Source organism: Halioxenophilus aromaticivorans (assembly GCF_042850945.1).
Taxonomy (GTDB): domain Bacteria; phylum Pseudomonadota; class Gammaproteobacteria; order Pseudomonadales; family Cellvibrionaceae; genus Halioxenophilus; species Halioxenophilus aromaticivorans.
Genome location: NZ_AP031496.1, coordinates 5,404,470 through 5,421,553, shown reverse-complemented (window position 1 = coordinate 5,421,553; position 17,084 = coordinate 5,404,470). Strand labels below are relative to the sequence as shown.

18 protein-coding genes are annotated in these 17,084 nt (G+C 50.1%); 12 read left to right on the top strand and 6 right to left on the bottom strand.

What is annotated here, in order from left to right; translation table 11 throughout:
• Positions 1 to 59 precede the first annotated feature (59 nt).
• The 4 genes from hisB to hisF all read left to right on the top strand — a co-directional run bounded on the left by hisB (position 60) and on the right by hisF (position 3,588).
• Positions 60 to 653 carry an imidazoleglycerol-phosphate dehydratase HisB gene (gene hisB / locus ACGHM3_RS23035; protein WP_345424369.1) on the top strand — a complete coding sequence of 198 codons (594 nt, stop codon included), beginning with the start codon at positions 60 to 62 and terminating at the stop codon, positions 651 to 653.
• Between the two features lie 93 nt (positions 654 to 746).
• Positions 747 to 1,397: an imidazole glycerol phosphate synthase subunit HisH gene (hisH, locus tag ACGHM3_RS23030; protein ID WP_345424366.1), complete on the top strand. Its 651-nt coding sequence runs from the start codon at positions 747 to 749 to the stop codon at positions 1,395 to 1,397.
• Positions 1,398 to 1,785: 388 nt separating this feature from the next.
• Positions 1,786 to 2,700, top strand: coding sequence for a diguanylate cyclase (locus ACGHM3_RS23025; RefSeq protein ID WP_345424363.1), 915 nt, complete (start codon positions 1,786 to 1,788; stop codon positions 2,698 to 2,700).
• A gap of 117 nt (positions 2,701 to 2,817) precedes the next feature.
• Positions 2,818 to 3,588: an imidazole glycerol phosphate synthase subunit HisF gene (hisF, locus tag ACGHM3_RS23020; protein ID WP_345424359.1), complete on the top strand. Its 771-nt coding sequence runs from the start codon at positions 2,818 to 2,820 to the stop codon at positions 3,586 to 3,588.
• A gap of 40 nt (positions 3,589 to 3,628) precedes the next feature.
• Here hisF and ACGHM3_RS23015 read toward each other — a convergent pair whose 3' ends face one another.
• Entirely contained in the window at positions 3,629 to 3,856 is a 228-nt protein-coding gene (locus tag ACGHM3_RS23015; RefSeq protein ID WP_345424355.1) for a hypothetical protein, read from the bottom strand.
• Between the two features lie 177 nt (positions 3,857 to 4,033).
• Positions 4,034 to 4,477 (bottom strand): hypothetical protein, encoded by a 444-nt coding sequence (locus ACGHM3_RS23010; protein WP_345424352.1) that lies wholly within the window; start codon positions 4,475 to 4,477, stop codon positions 4,034 to 4,036.
• 209 nt (positions 4,478 to 4,686) lie between these two features.
• On the opposite strand from ACGHM3_RS23010, the gene ACGHM3_RS23005 reads away from it, so the two are divergent.
• The 3 genes from ACGHM3_RS23005 to ACGHM3_RS22995 all read left to right on the top strand — a co-directional run bounded on the left by ACGHM3_RS23005 (position 4,687) and on the right by ACGHM3_RS22995 (position 6,445).
• Positions 4,687 to 5,490 carry an AraC family transcriptional regulator gene (locus ACGHM3_RS23005; RefSeq protein WP_345424350.1) on the top strand — a complete coding sequence of 268 codons (804 nt, stop codon included), beginning with the start codon at positions 4,687 to 4,689 and terminating at the stop codon, positions 5,488 to 5,490.
• 121 nt (positions 5,491 to 5,611) lie between these two features.
• Positions 5,612 to 5,809: a YrhK family protein gene (locus ACGHM3_RS23000; protein WP_345424348.1), complete on the top strand. Its 198-nt coding sequence runs from the start codon at positions 5,612 to 5,614 to the stop codon at positions 5,807 to 5,809.
• Positions 5,810 to 5,821: 12 nt separating this feature from the next.
• Positions 5,822 to 6,445 carry an NAD(P)H-dependent oxidoreductase gene (locus tag ACGHM3_RS22995; protein WP_345424345.1) on the top strand — a complete coding sequence of 208 codons (624 nt, stop codon included), beginning with the start codon at positions 5,822 to 5,824 and terminating at the stop codon, positions 6,443 to 6,445.
• 29 nt (positions 6,446 to 6,474) lie between these two features.
• Here the strand turns inward: ACGHM3_RS22995 and ACGHM3_RS22990 are convergent, their stop codons facing one another.
• The 4 genes from ACGHM3_RS22990 to ACGHM3_RS22975 form a co-directional block, all read right to left on the bottom strand.
• Positions 6,475 to 6,699: a DUF6316 family protein gene (locus ACGHM3_RS22990; RefSeq protein WP_345424342.1), complete on the bottom strand. Its 225-nt coding sequence runs from the start codon at positions 6,697 to 6,699 to the stop codon at positions 6,475 to 6,477.
• A 476-nt stretch (positions 6,700 to 7,175) separates the two neighbouring features.
• Positions 7,176 to 7,868 (bottom strand): divergent polysaccharide deacetylase family protein, encoded by a 693-nt coding sequence (locus tag ACGHM3_RS22985; protein WP_345424340.1) that lies wholly within the window; start codon positions 7,866 to 7,868, stop codon positions 7,176 to 7,178.
• A 99-nt stretch (positions 7,869 to 7,967) separates the two neighbouring features.
• A complete protein-coding gene (locus ACGHM3_RS22980) occupies positions 7,968 to 9,308 on the bottom strand; it encodes a S41 family peptidase (protein ID WP_345424337.1) in 1,341 nt (446 codons plus the stop codon).
• A 662-nt stretch (positions 9,309 to 9,970) separates the two neighbouring features.
• Positions 9,971 to 11,104, bottom strand: coding sequence for a peptidoglycan DD-metalloendopeptidase family protein (locus ACGHM3_RS22975; protein WP_345424334.1), 1,134 nt, complete (start codon positions 11,102 to 11,104; stop codon positions 9,971 to 9,973).
• A 169-nt stretch (positions 11,105 to 11,273) separates the two neighbouring features.
• On the opposite strand from ACGHM3_RS22975, the gene ACGHM3_RS22970 reads away from it, so the two are divergent.
• From ACGHM3_RS22970 to ACGHM3_RS22950, 5 genes are all read left to right on the top strand, one after another.
• Positions 11,274 to 11,687, top strand: coding sequence for a rhodanese-like domain-containing protein (locus tag ACGHM3_RS22970; protein ID WP_345424331.1), 414 nt, complete (start codon positions 11,274 to 11,276; stop codon positions 11,685 to 11,687).
• Between the two features lie 8 nt (positions 11,688 to 11,695).
• The gene (grxC, locus tag ACGHM3_RS22965) at positions 11,696 to 11,953 is read left to right on the top strand and encodes a glutaredoxin 3 (RefSeq protein WP_345424328.1); all 258 of its coding nucleotides are present in this window, start codon (positions 11,696 to 11,698) and stop codon (positions 11,951 to 11,953) included.
• A gap of 204 nt (positions 11,954 to 12,157) precedes the next feature.
• Complete coding sequence (gene secB / locus ACGHM3_RS22960) at positions 12,158 to 12,661, top strand: protein-export chaperone SecB (RefSeq protein ID WP_345424325.1); 504 nt, start codon at positions 12,158 to 12,160, stop codon at positions 12,659 to 12,661.
• A gap of 165 nt (positions 12,662 to 12,826) precedes the next feature.
• Entirely contained in the window at positions 12,827 to 13,912 is a 1,086-nt protein-coding gene (locus tag ACGHM3_RS22955; protein ID WP_345424322.1) for a peptidase M42, read from the top strand.
• 397 nt (positions 13,913 to 14,309) lie between these two features.
• The gene (locus ACGHM3_RS22950) at positions 14,310 to 17,021 is read left to right on the top strand and encodes an FG-GAP-like repeat-containing protein (RefSeq protein WP_345424319.1); all 2,712 of its coding nucleotides are present in this window, start codon (positions 14,310 to 14,312) and stop codon (positions 17,019 to 17,021) included.
• Positions 17,022 to 17,084: the final 63 nt, after the last annotated feature.

The following is a 17,084-nucleotide window of genomic DNA, read 5'->3' as shown; positions in this document are numbered from 1 at the left end:
ACTGGAGTGCGCCGGGTTCAGGACTTATAATCCGCGCTCAATTTTAGCGGAGAGTTACCATGGCCGAGCGCAGCGCCAGCGTCAGCAGAGATACCCTAGAAACCCAGATTAAGGTCAGCCTTAACCTGGACGGCACCGGCAAGGGTAAGTTCGATACTGGGGTGCCGTTTTTAGAGCACATGCTGGATCAAATCTCCCGTCATGGGCTGATCGACCTAGACATTTACTGTAAGGGCGATACCCACATCGACGACCATCACACCGTAGAAGATATCGGCATTACCCTGGGCCAAGCCATGGCACAAGCGATGGGTGATAAAAAAGGTATTCGTCGCTACGGCCACGCCTATGTGCCTCTAGATGAAGCGCTGTCGCGGGTGGTAATCGATTTTTCTGGTCGCCCAGGCCTGATGCTGGATATTCCATTCACCCAAAAGCGCGTGGGCAATTTTGATACCGAACTCTTCTCGGAGTTTTTCCACGGCTTTGTGAACCACGCCAAAGTGACCATGCACATCGATTGCCTGCGCGGTGACAACGCCCACCACCAAATTGAAACAGTGTTTAAAGCTTTTGCCCGCGCCTTGCGCATGGCGCTAGAGCCAGATCCGCGTTTGGGTGACCAAATGCCATCCACCAAGGGCACCTTGTAAGCTCAGTCGGCCGGTACACAAAGCCACTGCAGGGCAACGAAGAAATATTATCCTTTAAACAGCACACCCAACCGAATCTGTTAGGAGTTACGCGTGAGCAAAAAAATTATCGCCATTTGCGACTACGGTATGGGCAATTTGCATTCCGCTGCCAGTGCCTTAGAGCACGTGTGTGCTGATGACCAACAAGTGGTCGTCACCTCTGATGCTCAGGTTATTGCCAGCGCCGAACGTATTTTGTTCCCGGGCGTAGGCGCGGTGCGCGATTGCATGCAAGAAGTAAAACGGTTGGGATTTGACCAGTTGGTGAAATCTCAAATTGACGCCGGCAAGCCAGTGTTAGGAATTTGCGTGGGTATGCAATTGTTGCTCACCCACAGCGAAGAAAACAGTGGCGTTGATTGTTTAAATCTTGTGCCGGGCCATGTGCGATTTTTCGGCAATGACTTTACCGACGAGCACGGCGCTAAACTAAAAGTGCCGCACATGGGCTGGAATAATGTTTTCCACAGCCAAGATCACGCGCTGTGGAAAAACATTAAAAATGGGCAGCGTTTTTATTTTGTCCACAGCTACTGTGTGCAACTGGATAACTCTGCGCAGGAATTAGGCAGCACCGAGTACGGTGTAAAATTCAGTGCCGGACTGTGCCAAAATAATTTGGCCGCGGTGCAATTTCATCCAGAAAAGAGCCACGATGCGGGCTTGCAGCTGCTGCGTAATTTCTGCCAATGGCAGCCATAAGCGGTTGTTTCATCGGCGGGGCACATTAGCCCCGCCGAGTATGCCTTTGTCCTATCCAACTTAGCCTTTCTTTCTATAATTTTATCCACAGTCAACGACGTATTTCTGACCTTTTTTTGATCTGTGTCGGTTGTGTTTGTCGTCAAACAATTGTCAGTAATTTCGATTCAAAATCTGCCGCGCAATTTATTATGAAGTTTTCTGTCAAAACGATTGAAAACATTCTCATTGAACGATATTTTGTCGCACTGATGGATCAGTCTTTGGCCACTTCCCAACATAGCCAAAGCACAGCGTGAATAACTAATCAAAAAAAACAGTACATAAGTTTAGGTTGGTGGCCGATTCGGTGGCACCAAAGTGAAAGGGTTATCAGGGTTAATTAAGCGTGTCAGACAAAGTTATTGCGCTGCATTCTATTAATGGTGGGCAAAGTACTCCTTACGCAGAGTACGTAAGGATGTTCGATGGCGACCAGCGTAATTTTTACGCCTTGGTCGACAGCTCCTACGCCTTCATCGCTGTCAACGCGCTGTTCGAGCGCCACCTCCAAAAGCCAAAAGAAAACATCATCGGTATGCCTCTGGCGCTGATGTTTGAAGAATCCACCTTCGATAACTACATCATGTCTGCCATGCAAGCGTGTATGGCGGGTGAGAGCATCACCGTGCATGAACGCCTATTATCTAAGTTTGATACCTCTGGCGTGGCGGGCCATTTCGACATCACGTTTTTGCCAGTGACCTTAGCCAACGGTGAAAACGGCATCATGATGAGCTGCCACGATGTCAGCCGTTACAAAGCCAACGAGCGAAAGCTACGCCAACTGGCTCACCTCGATCCGCTCACTCAAATGCCCAACCTACGTTTCATCGATTACCAACTGCGCAAGCTGCGCGCACAGGGTTCGCGCGATGGTGCTGGGTTTAGCGTGGTGTTTATCGACTTTGATCAGTTCAAAAAAATTAACGATGTCCACGGCCACCTGGCCGGTGACCAAGTTCTCATAGAATTTTCCCGCCGTTTGCGCACCAAGTTGCGCGGTGGCGAGCACATCGGTCGAATCGGCGGAGACGAATTCCTTGTCATCATCCGCGAGCCATTGGATGCTGATCAGCAAGTGTCGTTGGCCCAGCGGTTAAAGCAAATCGTCGCCAGTCCTTTCCGCATCGGTGAGGGCAAGCTGGTGCAGTTGGGTATTAGCGTCGGTGTGGCGGTGTGGCCCCACGATGGCGACACCTTAGACTCCCTCAAGCAGCTGGCCGACAGCCGCATGTACGAAGACAAAAAACAGTCCAAGTAAGGTTTGGCCCGGTGGCTTGTTGCAGCCGGGTTATCTTCCTCTTCCATTCCATAGCTGCTGCTCCCCGATGGCAAAAAGTGCGGTAGAATGCCCGCAAATTGCTTTGGAGTTGTAGCTATGCCTTTGGCGAAACGCATTATTCCCTGTCTGGATGTCGATAACGGCCGCGTGGTTAAGGGCGTTCAGTTTGTTGATATCCGCGATGCCGGAGACCCGGTTGAAGTGGCCAAGGGCTATAACCAAGCCGGCGCAGACGAAATTACTTTCCTTGATATTACCGCCACCCACGAAGGCCGCGACACCACCTTGCACACGGTGGAGAAGATCGCCGCGGAGGTGTTTATCCCGCTCACCGTGGGTGGGGGTATTCGCACCTCACAAGATATCCGTAATATGCTCAACGCCGGTGCCGATAAAGTAGCCATTAACTCCGCCGCTGTATTCAACCCGGATTTTGTCGCCGAGGCTTCGGCCAAATTTGGTGCCCAGTGCATTGTGGTGGCCATTGATGCAAAACAGGTGGCGCAGGGCGATAACCCGCGTTGGGAGATTTTCACCCACGGTGGCCGCAAGCCCACCGGCATTGATGCTCTAGAGTGGGCAGAAAAAATGGTGGCCTACGGCGCGGGAGAAATACTGCTCACCAGCATGGACCGGGACGGCACCAAAAACGGGTTTGATTTAGCCCTTACCCGCGCCATGACCGATCGCATTCCGGTGCCACTGATTGCTTCTGGCGGTGTGGGTAACCTCCAGCACTTGGCCGATGGCGTACTTCAGGGCGGTGCCGATGCCGTGCTTGCGGCCAGTATCTTCCATTTTGGCGAATACAGCGTGGCCGAAGCCAAGGCGTTTATGGCTGAACAAAACATTGAGATGCGCTTATAGCAAGGCCCTATATTAGGTTTCTGTAATTCAAAGTGTTCGTTTAATAGTCGATATCGTTGTCATCAAGTAGCCGCTTTAAGGTTTCGTTTTCTTTCACCGAGTCATGTTGGCTTTTAAAGCCCAATATTAGGATTACGTATGAGCCGAAGACGTAAAAAATCTCGGGGTGGCTCAATTGAGCACTGAAATAGGCTAGAGCGATGAGGCAGATTAAAAAACCAATTAATACAGGGTAGGTTGATCGGATAAAACGTAACCAGCTTGTCATGTTTTTGGTCGTAGTAGATGGAGGATCTGGGCTCGGGCGTGCGCCGATTGAGCTCAGTATTGGTGTTATTTAGTTGCTCGGCATTTACATATGCCAATGAAGATCCGACAACCAAGAATACCAGAGAGCGCATCGAGCCTTTGATAAGTGTCGATCGAGAAGGGCCTTTTGGCGTGTTTAGGGCTTTTTCGAGTTTGACCAAAGGTCTACAGCTGAGCTTACACTGACGGAATAACCGAGAATGTTGAATATTCCCTGTAGATTCTTTTGTGTTTTTAAAAGAGTATCGAGTTCATTTGTGGTTAATGACCATAAATGCCATCGAGGTTGAATCAATACATCAGTGCACAGGCTTCTTAGCTTTCCCCAGTCAGATGGTGCAAATACGGTTGGGTCTTGAATACCGCTCATTACTTCAAATCGTTGACGAGAGTCGAGGTGCCTGTAAAGCACTATCCCGCAAAGAATTTGAATGGTTTGGATTGATTTCGCGGTCTTGGGGGATAAATCAATCTCTAAAACTTTAGTCAGTTCTACTATCGCTTTCTCGATAGTTTGTGGAATCTTATCTGGAGGGTAGGGTAGATTATCAGTAGTCGGTAAAGTGCTTTTATTGCTCACAACTGCGCTTCCTTGGCGGTGTTTACGTTATCTTTGATTTTGAATAATCTGTCAAAACTATGTGTCGGCGTTATTGATGAGGTTCTCAAAATTTATCTGTAACCGCACGAATCAAGACGTCGCTTTTAAAGCTAATTTCAGTATCGAAGTAGACTTGTAAAAAAATTTTCCCATCTATCCAGTGAGGCACCTAAAGGAGGCGGGCATTCATGGCTGATGCGGCCAAGGTTTTTGTTCCAGCGAGGGTTTTCCTTCAGCCGGGTTTTAGTTTGTCCCTGCCGACGCCGGCCTTGACGGTTTGGGTGCAGTGCCTTTGGGCTGTGCAAGCGGATCAGTTCTCCAGTGTTGCCAAGCAAGAGAAATTCTACCCTGACGGTGGTGTTAGCCTGACCATCGAATTCCAATCTAGCGGCCCGGTGGTGTGGTTGGCCTTAAACACTCAGACCTATCAAGAAGCCATTGGTGACCAGGTCGATCTATTGAGTGTGCGCTTCCAACCTGTGGGCGCTTTTGGTTTGTTGGGGTTGCCATTGTCGGATTTAACCTCGGGCCGTGTTTATCTGGGGCAAGATTTGATGCCACCCTGGTACGGCAGATTGCATGAATTGCTCCTGCGGTTGTACCAGCTCTCTCCCCAGGAGCGACTAGCTGCCTTGCAAAACTGGTTGTTGGGGCGGGTAACCGACATGGATCGCCCAATGCAGCGGGCAGTAGGCATGGTTAGCACAGCCTGCGCCGGTCAACGTTCTGTGGCAGAGCTGGCCGCCGAACTAGGATTTACCAAGCGCACCTTGGAGCGCTACTTTAGCAACTATGTGGGCGTAACTCCGGCGGCGTTTATGCGCTTTGCTCGCCTTAAGCAGGCAAGGCAACTTTTGCAGAGCAATGACGGCAGCATTGCGGAGGTGGCTGTGGCCTGTGGTTTTTATGACCAAGCACACTTTTGCCATACCTTTAAGAGTCTCATTCTCGAATCCCCCAGTGCCTATCGCGCACGCAAGCTGTCTAGCTAAATCTGGCCAGCTAAACCTGTCGCATATTTACAAGGCATGGCCGCAGCCGCGTTATAAGCTGCAGTGGTCATTGCTCAACCGCGTTTGGTTGGGTGTTCATGGTCAACCGTAAAGCTGAGTTATGCCTAATAATACTGTGTTCTCTCCCTCTCTCACCGATGTTTTGTACATCGTATCCAGCCTGTGTTTTTTCTTTGGTAGCGTGTGTTTTCTGCCTCGGTTTGCCGCTGTTGCTGAGGTTGGGGTGTGGTTGTTTATGCTGGGCTCTCTACTGATGTTGGTTGGCGCTACCCTGGCTTGCAAAAAGCCTCGGTCATAGAGGAAGCCCACTGTGCAAATACTCCATATCGATTCTAGCCCCAAAGAGGATATTTCTAATTCACGACAATTAAGCCGTTATTGCGTGGCTCAGTTACAAGCAAAATATGGCAATGCCAGTGTGGATTATTTAGATCTGGCCGCCGAGCCTATCCCGCACATTGATGGCCTGTTTGCTAAAGCAACCTACACGCCCAAAGATCAGCGTAGTCCTGACATGGTGGCACGGTTGGCGCAATCGGATGCGCTGTGTGAGCGAGTATTGGCAGCGGATGTGATTGTGGCGGGGATCCCCATGCACAATTGGTGTTATCCATCAGTGTTTAAAGTGTTTATCGACCAGATAACCCGCACCGATGTGACTTACGGCTATCTCGCCAATGGTGATATTGGTGGTTTGCTGACGCGGCAAAAATGTATTTTTATAACCACCCGCGGCGCTGACCTGGCCGCACCCAGCCCTTACCAAAACATGGACGCATTAACCCCGGCACTGCGCGCCGCGTTTGGTTTTATTGGTGTGGAAGATATGACGTTTGTGGATGTGCAGCCGCTGCAGTTTGCTGACCAGCAGGCGCACCATGCCGCCATGCAGCAAGGCGAAGCCGACATTCGGCAGGTGCTTGCAGGCGTTTAGTGGCGTAGTTGCTTAGGGTGCAATTTGGGCTAGGCGACCTGGGGGGAGTATTGCATCAACGCTTGGGCGGATTTAGGCCCGTGGCTCATAAAGTCAATAAAATCGTTAACGCCACGTTCGGCATCGGCTTTGGTATCAAATGGGCCGATGTCGATGCCCTCTCGGGTGCGATAATAATAGTACGCGTTTTTTTCAAAAACTCGGTAGGAGCGCTCGGGGACGGGCCCGGTATCGCCAAATCGTTCAACTGCCATTGTATTCACCTTTAGGCATCTGTTTATAGAGGCTTACATGCCTCGGTCCTTAAACACCACTGGCAGATCTGTAAGGCTGCCTGTGTTACCAATTAAAAGTTTAGTAACGTTGCCTGTCTTCAAAGTAGGCTTGGTGGATGATTCAGCTACCCGATGTTTACGCAGACCGAATAGATTCAAGCTAGTTTGTTAGCTGTGTTCAATCAGCGGCTAGCAGAAATGGGTTTGCGTGGTGTGCAATTGTTTTGGGTAACAGATGCTGGTATCAAATCCTTTTATATGACAGATATTATCACAGACCTTGTATACTGCCGCGCCACTTTTGGGTTAAGAAATGAGAACTAGCGCAGGTTTTAGGATAAAGCGGCGCTTATTCATACGTAATTATTTTTAGTGTTATTTTTTCTGCCGAGCAAACCGCTCGGCTTTAATGGCTGGTTTTAAAACAGCACGTGCGCGGCTAACAGTGTAGACAATTATGGGTGGATTGCACGCTGAAGCGATTTTTTGCGCGCCAAAAGTTGATCTGTAAGCACATGCGAGGGGGCCACAAACTCAATACCTTGGGTTTGCAGTAGTTGCCAGGTTTCAGTTAACGCAGTGATGGTTTCGGGGTAAGGGTGACCAATGGCCACCACTAATCCCTTGCGCTCCGCCATGGGTAGAAGCTTGCCAATTTGTTGGTTGATTGAGTAGGCATCGCGGTCGTGATCTAAGAATATATCGCGTTGCCACGTTGGCACCTGAGCGGCCATGGCAGTTTCGCCAGCCACGGTGGCGGAGGTGGTACGGCTATCAATAAAGTACAGTTGGTGCTGCTTAAGCATTTGCATCAACCAAATCATCGATTGTGGCTGCTGGGTGAGCAGGCTGCCCATGTGATTGTTTAGGCCGGTGGCAAAGGGCACAGCGGCTAATTGGCTGAGCAGGGCGTTATCGAATTCGGCTTTGCTCATGCCGGGCACTAAGCCGCCGGGATCTACCATGCGGCCATCCAGGCTGGCCATGGGTGAGTGCACAATCACTTCTTTACCATGGGCACGCGCCACAGCGGCGATTTCTTCGGCGTGGGGGCTGAAGGGAATGATGGCCAAAGTGAGAGGAAAGGGCATTTGCGCCACGGCAATACCCGCCTGCAGGTTATAGCCGATGTCGTCCATAATTAGCATAACGCGCTCTGCGTGGGCGATTGCAGGTGTGCACAGTAGCCAAATCAGCCACCAGCACCAGGCCATTGGGTTGAGCATCCGTTGCAATGGAACCGCCTGTTAGTCGCCGGTGCGGTCGGCCATTTGAGTGCTTTTGCCAGCGGACTTGTCCTGGCCGTGCTTGGCAAAAATGGTTATGCCTTTGAGCAAGTTAACGGCTTCGTACAATTGGTTATCCCTGGCGGCTAGATCATCTCGCTGTGAGCTGCGTTCTTCCCGCGCCTTGGCATCTAATGCGTCGCCACCGTTGCCGTTTTCCAAACGGCCGTTTAAATCCGCCTCTTTAAAGTTACCGCCGCGAGTAAGCGCGGTGATTTTAGCGCGCTCCACGATGATATCGGGCTCAATACCCTGGGCCTGAATCGATCGGCCGCTGGGGGTGTAGTACAGGGCGGTGGTTAGCTTAATGGCGCGATCTTCACTGATTGGGATGACGGTTTGCACTGATCCCTTACCAAAGCTGTCTGTACCCATAATCACCGCGCGGCCGTGGTCTTGCAGGGCGCCGGCAACAATCTCTGAGGCCGAAGCCGAGCCTTCGTTAATCAAAACCACCATGGGTAGGCCGTTGATTTCATCGCCAGGGGTGGCGTGATACTTAACGTCTGCGTTTTCTACTCGGCCTTCGGTGTACACCACCAAGCCTTCGTTTAAGAAGGCATCCGCCACCTTAACCGACGACTGCAAAATTCCGCCGGGGTTGTTGCGCAGATCCAGAACCAAGCCTTTTAGATTGGGCTCGTCTTGCTTGAGTTTGGTAATGCGCTTAAGCAGATCATCACCGGTTTTGAGTTGGAACTGGGCAATGCGCAGGTAGCCGTAGCCCGGCTCTAATACTCGGGCGCGGACACTGTTAACTTTGATGGTGTCTCGGGTGAGGGTAACGTCGAAGGGTTGGTCGTTGCCCTCACGTACGATGGATAGCACAATATCCGATCCAACCGGGCCACGCATTTGCTCTATGGCCTCGCTCAGCGACATGCCGCGCACGGGTTTGTCGTCCAGGGTGACAATAAGGTCGCCGGCCTCAATACCCGCGCGGGAGGCTGGCGAATCGTCGATGGGAGCGATGACCTTTACGAAACCGTTTTCCATGCCAACTTCAATGCCCAGGCCGCCGTACTCGCCGGTGGTGTTCATTTGCAGGTCGTCGAAGGAGTTGGCGTCCAGGTAGGTTGAGTGTGGGTCTAGCTCGCTGAGCATGCCTTTAATGGCGTATTCCAGCAGCTTCTGGTCAGACACTTCCTCAACGTAGGTGTTGCGAATTTGGCTGTAGACTTTGGTAAACGTACGCAGGTCGTCCAGGGGCAATTGCGCGCGCTCGTCAGCTTCCTCGGCGGTATCGGCCCAGCTAACCGCCGACAGCGCCAATAATGCGGCGGGCAATAAACGAAACTTCATGGGACGATCTCCTAGGCGACTGGTCATGGCTGTTTGGCCTTGTTATTGACTCACGTAACGGTAATAAATTCTTGGCGTAACTCACAAGATTGGGCAAAAGCGCCCTAAAAGCAAGTTTTTGCCCACAATTGCCACTGGTTGGCTGATAAAAACTACATCTTAAGCCTTGCCTTGGCCATTCTTGATTGTTGGAAGGCGATTATCGCAATTATCGAGACGCAATTATCGGTACACCCAACTTAAGCAGGCGCAATTATCGAGAATTATTGAGACACCCACCTTAAGCAGGCGTTAACACCGCTCTTTCCATCTTCTTAACGAGACACCCATGTTAGTCATCTTCTTAACGAGACACCCATGTTAGTTGCGTCTTCATTCCATACCAAGACACCCACATTAGATGCCCGTTTCTTCTTAACATGACACCCATGATAAGAAACCGCCTTTTTCTTATCGAGACACCCACCACTGACTAATGTGACCCCCACAGTTTGTGCTACTGCTTACCTGCTTAACAAGACACCCACATTTGAGAAAGTACTCTTACTAAGACACCCACAGTAAGAGGCCCCCACAGCAAGGAGCTCCGGCTTAACAAGACACCCACTTTAAGAAACCACAAGGTCGGCAAAGAAGAATACGCAGCGGCAGGCGAGGTGGCTTTATCCTCGGCACCAGCGTTTGGGGTTTTGAGGTTTGCCCTGGTGGCGAATCTCAAAGTACAGCCCGGCTTCGGTCTGGCCACCGGAGTCTCCAGCAAGGCCCACGGTTTCGCCGGCTTTTACCCAGTCGCCCACTTCTTTATACAGCGTTTGATTGTGACCGTAGAGGCTGAGGTATCCCGCGCCGTGGTCCACAATAAGTAATAGGCCCTGGCCGCGGAGCCAATCGGAATACACCACCCGGCCGCCGTGCAAGGCTTTCACAGGGGTGCCAGCTGCCGCCGCCAACCAAACGCCATCCCATTTCAGGTCGGTGCCCGCGCGCTGGGTGCCAAAGCGGTGTTTGATTTTGCCCTCCACTGGCCAAGCCAGCTTTCCGCGCAGTTCGCGAATGGGTTGCTGGTCGCTGGGGGTGGGGATATCGGCGAGCAGGGTTGTGACTTCATCCAAAAGCCGCTGTAGCTCGTCTCGCTCGGAGGTCATCTGCTTTAGTCGCTGCTCGGCGGAGCGGCTTTCTTGGGCCAGTTTGGCTAGGGTTTGTTTGCGCTGCTTTTGAGCCGATTGTAATGTTTGTTGCTGGTCGCTGAGGGTTGCTTGCTGTTGCTCTAGCTTGGCTGCGCTGGCAGCAATGGCAGGCTCTACTTGATCTAACTCGCGCACGGTGGCGAGGTACTGCTCAATCTTGCTTTGGCGGGCGTCCACAATGTATTGGTGGTAGCGCAACAGGCGAGCTATTTGGTAGCTATCATCCAGGTTTAGTATAGCCTTGAGCTGACTTTGCCCGCCCAGTTTATAGGCCGATACCAATTGTTCGGCCACGGCTGTGGCTTGCTGTTTGCGGCTGGCTTGAAGAGAGTCGCGCTGCTCACGGAGCAGCGCTAGTTGCTTTTTTTCCTGGGCCAGCTCCCCTTCAATGCGCTGTATTTTTTGGGTCAGGTCGCCGATGGCGGTCTCTGATTTAGACAGCTCGGAGTTAAGCTGGTCTTTGGCGCTGTTTACCTCTTTTAGCTGGCCTTGCAGCTCGCTGATGGCCTGCTTAAGCTGCTTCAGCTTGGCCTCATATTCGTCGGCGTTTTGGCCATAGGTGGCGCCAGCCAACAACATGCCCACAACAAAAATGGCGGTTTTGCGCATAAACAATCCTGTAGCGTTAGAAGCGAAGGCGAGAGCTAACCAAAACTGATTAGAAAATACAAATGTTTAGGGCGCCGGCGGCGTAAAAAACAGCCACCAAAGCGTAAAAAGGCCAGCGCTTGGTGTATACTCCCGCCCCGATTAACAACAACGCACGGTGGGAGAAGTTGTGGAGAAGTTTATCGCCTTTGTGGTGGAGCAGTGGATTTTGGTGTTTCTGTTCCTCGGGCTGATTGGGTTCTATTTTTGGAACGAGAAGCGTCGCAGTGGCCAGGTGATGTCCATTCATCAGGTTACCCGGTTGGTAAATTCCGACGGCGGGGTGCTGGTTGACCTGCGTGATAATGGCGATTACAAATCCGGCCATATCAACAACGCCATCAATATCCCCTATGCTAAGCTCAATGACCGAGCCAGCGAGCTGGACAAGCACAAAAGCAAGACCGTGGTGCTGGTGGACAAAATGGGTCAGCACACCGGTGCAGCCGGGCGTGATTTGTTGAAACTGGGTTTCCAAGTGGCGCGCTTAGAAGGCGGCATGACCGAATGGCAGGCGCAGAAGTTACCCGTAGTTAAGTCGTAAAGGTTGATATGGCAGTCGTAATCTACACCACCCGTTTTTGCCCCTATTGCATCCGAGCTAAGCAATTACTCAGTGCTAAAGGGGTTAGCTTTGATGAGATTGCCGTAGACGGCAAGCCAGATTTGAGGCAAGAAATGACGCAAGAGAGCGGCCGCAGCACGGTACCTCAGATCTGGATTGGCGAGCACCACGTGGGTGGCTGTGACGACCTCTTCCTATTGGAATCCGCCGGCAAGTTAGACGGCTTGCTGGCTGGCCAATCGTAGCCGTCAGCCCGCGTAATTGATCCGTTGGCCTATAATTGCTTTTTAACCGGCCAGCTGGCTGTTGAAATACGCCGCCGTGCCCCAAGGTAGAACTGAATGGTTTGCCCCCGATGCAACCTGTGTGTGATCTATCGTGTATTTAGGATGCTGTGATTCACTCATCCACTCATTGCAACCCAACAAAAACTAAGGAACAACAGCATCATGGCTGAAGAACAAGCGCCAACAACCAACGGTTCAGGCGAAGCCGCAGGCGACGCACAACAAGTACAATTCGCTATGCAGCGTATCTACATCAAAGATCTGTCCTTTGAAGCGCCCATGGGGGCGGAGGCCTTCCGCAAACAGTGGAAGCCCAGCATCAACCAAGAGTTGAACACCAAAGCATCTAAGATTGAAGACAACCTGTACGAAGTGGTTTTAACCCTTACCGTTACCGTTAAGCTGGAAGAAGAAACCGCGTTCTTGGTAGAAGTACAGCAAGGTGGCGCCTTTGCCATCGCCGGTTTGGAAGGCCAGCAGTTGGCCCAAGCGCTGAACACAGCGTGCCCTCAGATTCTGTTCCCCTACGCCCGTGAAGCCATCGACAGCGCCGTGGTTAAAGGCAGCTTCCCTGCGTTGATGCTGCCACCGGTTAACTTCGATGCGTTGTTCGCACAGGCGGTTGCTCAAGCCAAGCAGAAAGCCGAGTCTGTAGCGACCAACTAAGCCTAACCCTGGGTGAACTACCCGGTGTAACACGCTAAAAGCCAGGGCTAGCGCTCTGGCTTTTGTGTATTAAGAACGGGCTTTTTTCAATGCCCGTTTTTGCTTGATTTTCTTCCAAATGGGCAGACAATGAGTTTCTACATTGTCGCTGGAGTCGATCCATCAATGCCCAGTTCCTTAGCAGAAAACGCGGTAAGCGTACAACCGTCGCAAGACGATGCTCTCCTTAACGAATACCTGGATATCCTTAAACCCCTGGTTCGAGAGCCCTCGGTCATTGGCCATGAGCACGCTTTTTTTCGGGTGTTGCGCAGAGAACTCGAAGAGCTAGGGTTAAAAGTTCAAGCCTTCAACGGTGTGTTGGTTGCCCAAGGCAATCGTCCTACAGAACTGTATTTATCCGCCCATGTTGATCGTCATGGATTGTTGTGCACTGGGCCCAACGAATTTGAATACGCTGCATTTATCGCTGGTAATCAGGGCGAGAACATGGCTGATTCGTCATCGGCCTATATGATCAATCAAATCGAAAACCGCTTTACCGGCCAGCGAGTACAAGCGCATTGGCCCTACACCGGCACATATATTGGCCAGGGCCGAATAACCCGCTCCTACATTTGCCCACGCCGTAAAAATTTAATTTTTGAAGTAGACGGGCTCGATTATCTACAACCGGGCACCCCGGTATCGTTTCTCGACCGATTAAAAATTGACAAGGGAGTTCTTTCTTGTCAATTGGATAACGTAGTAAGTGCGGCGCTAATATTGTTTCTTTTCCGCAAGGGGTTTCAAGGTACTGCTTTATTTACCGCAGAAGAAGAGTGCGGCCGCAGTTGGCGCTATGCGTTGTCTTGGTTTCAACGTCATGAAATTGAAACCCAACGCTTTGTGGTGTTGGATACCAGCCCCTACACCAGCCGAGAAGACGCAGACTTACAGCAAATTACCCTGCGGCGAAAAGACGCCAATGGTACTTTCTCTGAAACTATGCGCACCGAGTTAGTAGAGCGATGTGAGCAGTTGGGTTTAAGTTACGGTTTTAAAGATGAATACATAGAGCTAAAAAATAAAACCCGGCCACGGCCGTTCCCGCTAGGGCGAACCGAACTAGGCCGCATAGTGGCTGCAACCCAAGGCGCGATTAACGGCGCTACCGTACAAATCCCAACCACCGAATACCACACCGCCAGCGAAGCAGCCTCGCTCTCGGCCATTGCCGGTATGCTCACTTTATTGCTGAGTTATTTGTAAAGTTTGTATGCGATTATGGGTGACTAAACCCATAAATGAGATTGGCTCTAAAAAACACTAATGGGTATTGACGTTAAACATTAAGAGCAAAATATCGAGGACTCTAGTGTTTAGTGAGTGTTACATATCGATGCATGTAATTGGATCGACGCAAGGCGGCCATCCGATTTTCCCTTCCGCAGCTGTTAGATCATCGATCGCCATCACATATTAGTGCGGCCACGACTAAGTCTTCCCTGCGCCTGAGTGTCTGGTAGAGCCGACCGGTGATCCGACTTAGCATCTATTTATATTCACGGCTGTTCAAAAATTCTCCTGATTATGAGAACATATGCTCAATATTGCCTGCGGAGTGTGGGCACTGATAAGTACAATATTGATAGGGAGATCCGCTCTGATGTTCGCCGTAGTAAAGTTTCCATTAAAACCGATTTTATTGTCCGCTTGTGTGGCGGTGCTTGCTGCTTGTGGTGGCGGTGGTGGCGGTGGTAATGAGAGTGGTGGTTATACCGGACAGGTGGGGGCAATTTCCACTGGCATTGTTGATCTATACAGTGGCAGTAAAACTCAGCCTGTGCTGACTGAAACAAACGCGCTTCCTGCTGCCAAGGCTGCTTTATCCGCCTTAGATTTAATGTTTGTCACCATGCCATTCGCAACTTCCGTGTTCGAACTAGAGTTTGTGGAGCCTAGTAGTGAAACCTTGGCGGGTGAGCTGGGCGGAACGGTGCATATAACGGTCACGAACAGCAGCGGCAAAGTGACCATCACTTCCGAATATGACGGCTACACAACCGCAGAGGGTTCCATAGATGGAACGGTAGAACAGGTTTCTACCGGAGAAAGTGGAAATCCTTTGAATGCGCAAATATTTTCACTGGAAGGTTCACTGACCTTTGATGACCTGGTTATCGAGATTGAAGACTCCTCTGTGCGATTGAACGGTACTATCGAAAGTCAGCTTTCTACGGGGGTGTTGTTGACGGCCAATTTACTGTCGGAAGACCTAGGTGACGGCTCGCAGCTCCTTTTAAATGGTTTGTCTGTGGACATAAAAAATAACTCTGATGCTAACGACCCAGGCGCAAGAATTGATAGTTTTTCTTTGAAAGGTCAGTTATATGATTCCGCGTTAGGGCTATTACAAGTAAAAACAACCAGGCCATTGCAAGCGTATGGTTGGTCTGAAGTGGATGGTCTTTTTGCAGGCGGTGGTGGTTCTGAGTTAGCGGTTTCAGGTTCGCAAAATGAAGTAACATTCTCGGGGTTAAATCGACAATTTGCCGCCGTTACTATTGCTTTTGATGATCAAGGTAATCCACCCAAATTCCAACGAGTTACTTGGTCAGAAATAAATGGTGATAGCGAAGTATTTATTTTAGGTAATACTAGTGCTCCGGTGGCTAATCTTGGGATAGCTTTCACCTCTAACGTGGGTGCAACAACACTCGTGCACGGATTGTTTAGTCATGATGTGGACAGAGATTTTCTGGAGTATGATTGGAATGTCGTGGCAGTACCAAGCGGAAGCTTTGTAGCAGAGAAAATTGATCTGCAAAAATCGATACTAGAATTTGTGCCAGATGTTGAAGGCGATTATTTGTTTAGTTTGCAAGTACGTGATGGCTTCAGCTCAGCGAAGGTAAGTACTAAAGTAACAGTGAATCACGCTTCCTTCTTTCGCGATACAGATCTGTACTATTCACCAGTAGGCGGTATCGAAATATTTTTGAATGATGTTGGTACGCAGTCCCTAACTGCGAGTGCTGACTCAGTAATTCCGTACACTCCAGCTGATTTGGAAAATCAAATCGGTTGGGAAGTAGGAAATGGTTATAGCATTGATGCGAATTTCAATGTGGGACTCGATCCTTTAACGATTGGGGCTGCCAATGAATTTATCAACAATCAAATGTGCAGAGTCTCATTTATAAAGTATTTTGACGAGTCCGACCCTCTTATAGAACTGCTTTTCTCGGTTGATAAAAGTGTTCCGGATTTATTCTCAGTTAGTCCTTTGGAAATACAGAGTGAAGAAATACAGGATGTACGAGACATGATATCTGCCGATCTCAACGGTGATGGGGTGGATGATCTAATCGTTGGTCATAGTGAGTCACTCTCAATTTATTATCGAAGAGATGATGCCTTGGAGTTGAATCAGACGTTGGTCTTAGGTGATAGCTCCGATTATATATTTTTTGATGGGCAGTTGTTGTTAGCTGACCTTTCGAGCGATGGTTTTAAAGATTTGGTCATTCCCACTTATTCCGGCTATTTTATAGCTAAGCAAAATGCAGATCGTACGTTTGCGCAACCAGTGTTTCTCTCAATGGGTTCATTGCCTTGTGATGACTATTCGAGTACGGAAACATACAGCGCTCAGGTCGGTGACTATAATGGTGATGGTTTAAATGATTTATTTGCTGACGTTGAGTGCAGTGGAAATGATTACGTGGTTGGCCAAGCGCTGTTTCTTGGTCAGCTAGATGGGACCTTAGATCAGCCCACATTGTTGCCTTATTTCGGAGCCTATGTTGTCGAGTTGACTGGAGACGAACGAACCGATTTGGTGGTTTCGAGTCGTAATTTTGATAGTAGTAGTATTACTCTAGCGGTGTATGAAAATCTTGAATCTGGGTTGCAGTTGCTATTTGAGAATAGCGTTGGGCAAACCTTGGGGTGGGATGTCAGGGTGATTCCGGTTGATTTTAATGAAGATGGTGTTCTAGATTTTCTGCAAGTCACTGATTCGGAGGTGCTTATGTATGCCCGTGATGACGGCAATAGCTTCACGTTGGTGGCCACTTTGGATTCCGGTGCTTTCGGTATTGCAAGTACCGGAGGCTCAGCCTACGTTGGTGATTTCGACAACAACGGTGAGGCTGACATCATGCTTGCGCGAACTGACAATAACCACGAAATTGAGTTGATCCTACAAGAAAACGGTGTTTATCGGATAACATCATTCCCACTGCCTTCTAATGCTCGGCAATTCGACGTGAAAGACGTCAACAATGATGGGTATGCGGATATCATTGCTCGGTCGCTTGGAGAGGAGTTCATCTATTATGGCGGCCAAAAGGTATATTCTGTTGTCCACCAATAGACTGCTTTAAATCCACCGCAGAGCCTAGGCCCTGCGGCATGCATTCTATAGAAGAGAAAAACG

Coding starts and splice junctions, on each gene's coding strand:
- hisB (WP_345424369.1), top strand. CDS start 60: ATGGCCGAGCGCAGCGCCAGCGTCAGCAGAGATACCCTAGAAACCCAG.
- hisF (WP_345424359.1), top strand. CDS start 2,818: ATGCCTTTGGCGAAACGCATTATTCCCTGTCTGGATGTCGATAACGGC.
- ACGHM3_RS23015 (WP_345424355.1), bottom strand. CDS start 3,856: ATGACAAGCTGGTTACGTTTTATCCGATCAACCTACCCTGTATTAATT.
- ACGHM3_RS23005 (WP_345424350.1), top strand. CDS start 4,687: ATGGCTGATGCGGCCAAGGTTTTTGTTCCAGCGAGGGTTTTCCTTCAG.
- ACGHM3_RS23000 (WP_345424348.1), top strand. CDS start 5,612: ATGCCTAATAATACTGTGTTCTCTCCCTCTCTCACCGATGTTTTGTAC.
- ACGHM3_RS22990 (WP_345424342.1), bottom strand. CDS start 6,699: ATGGCAGTTGAACGATTTGGCGATACCGGGCCCGTCCCCGAGCGCTCC.
- ACGHM3_RS22985 (WP_345424340.1), bottom strand. CDS start 7,868: ATGCTAATTATGGACGACATCGGCTATAACCTGCAGGCGGGTATTGCC.
- ACGHM3_RS22980 (WP_345424337.1), bottom strand. CDS start 9,308: ATGAAGTTTCGTTTATTGCCCGCCGCATTATTGGCGCTGTCGGCGGTT.
- ACGHM3_RS22975 (WP_345424334.1), bottom strand. CDS start 11,104: ATGCGCAAAACCGCCATTTTTGTTGTGGGCATGTTGTTGGCTGGCGCC.
- grxC (WP_345424328.1), top strand. CDS start 11,696: ATGGCAGTCGTAATCTACACCACCCGTTTTTGCCCCTATTGCATCCGA.
- secB (WP_345424325.1), top strand. CDS start 12,158: ATGGCTGAAGAACAAGCGCCAACAACCAACGGTTCAGGCGAAGCCGCA.
- ACGHM3_RS22955 (WP_345424322.1), top strand. CDS start 12,827: ATGCCCAGTTCCTTAGCAGAAAACGCGGTAAGCGTACAACCGTCGCAA.
- ACGHM3_RS22950 (WP_345424319.1), top strand. CDS start 14,310: ATGTTCGCCGTAGTAAAGTTTCCATTAAAACCGATTTTATTGTCCGCT.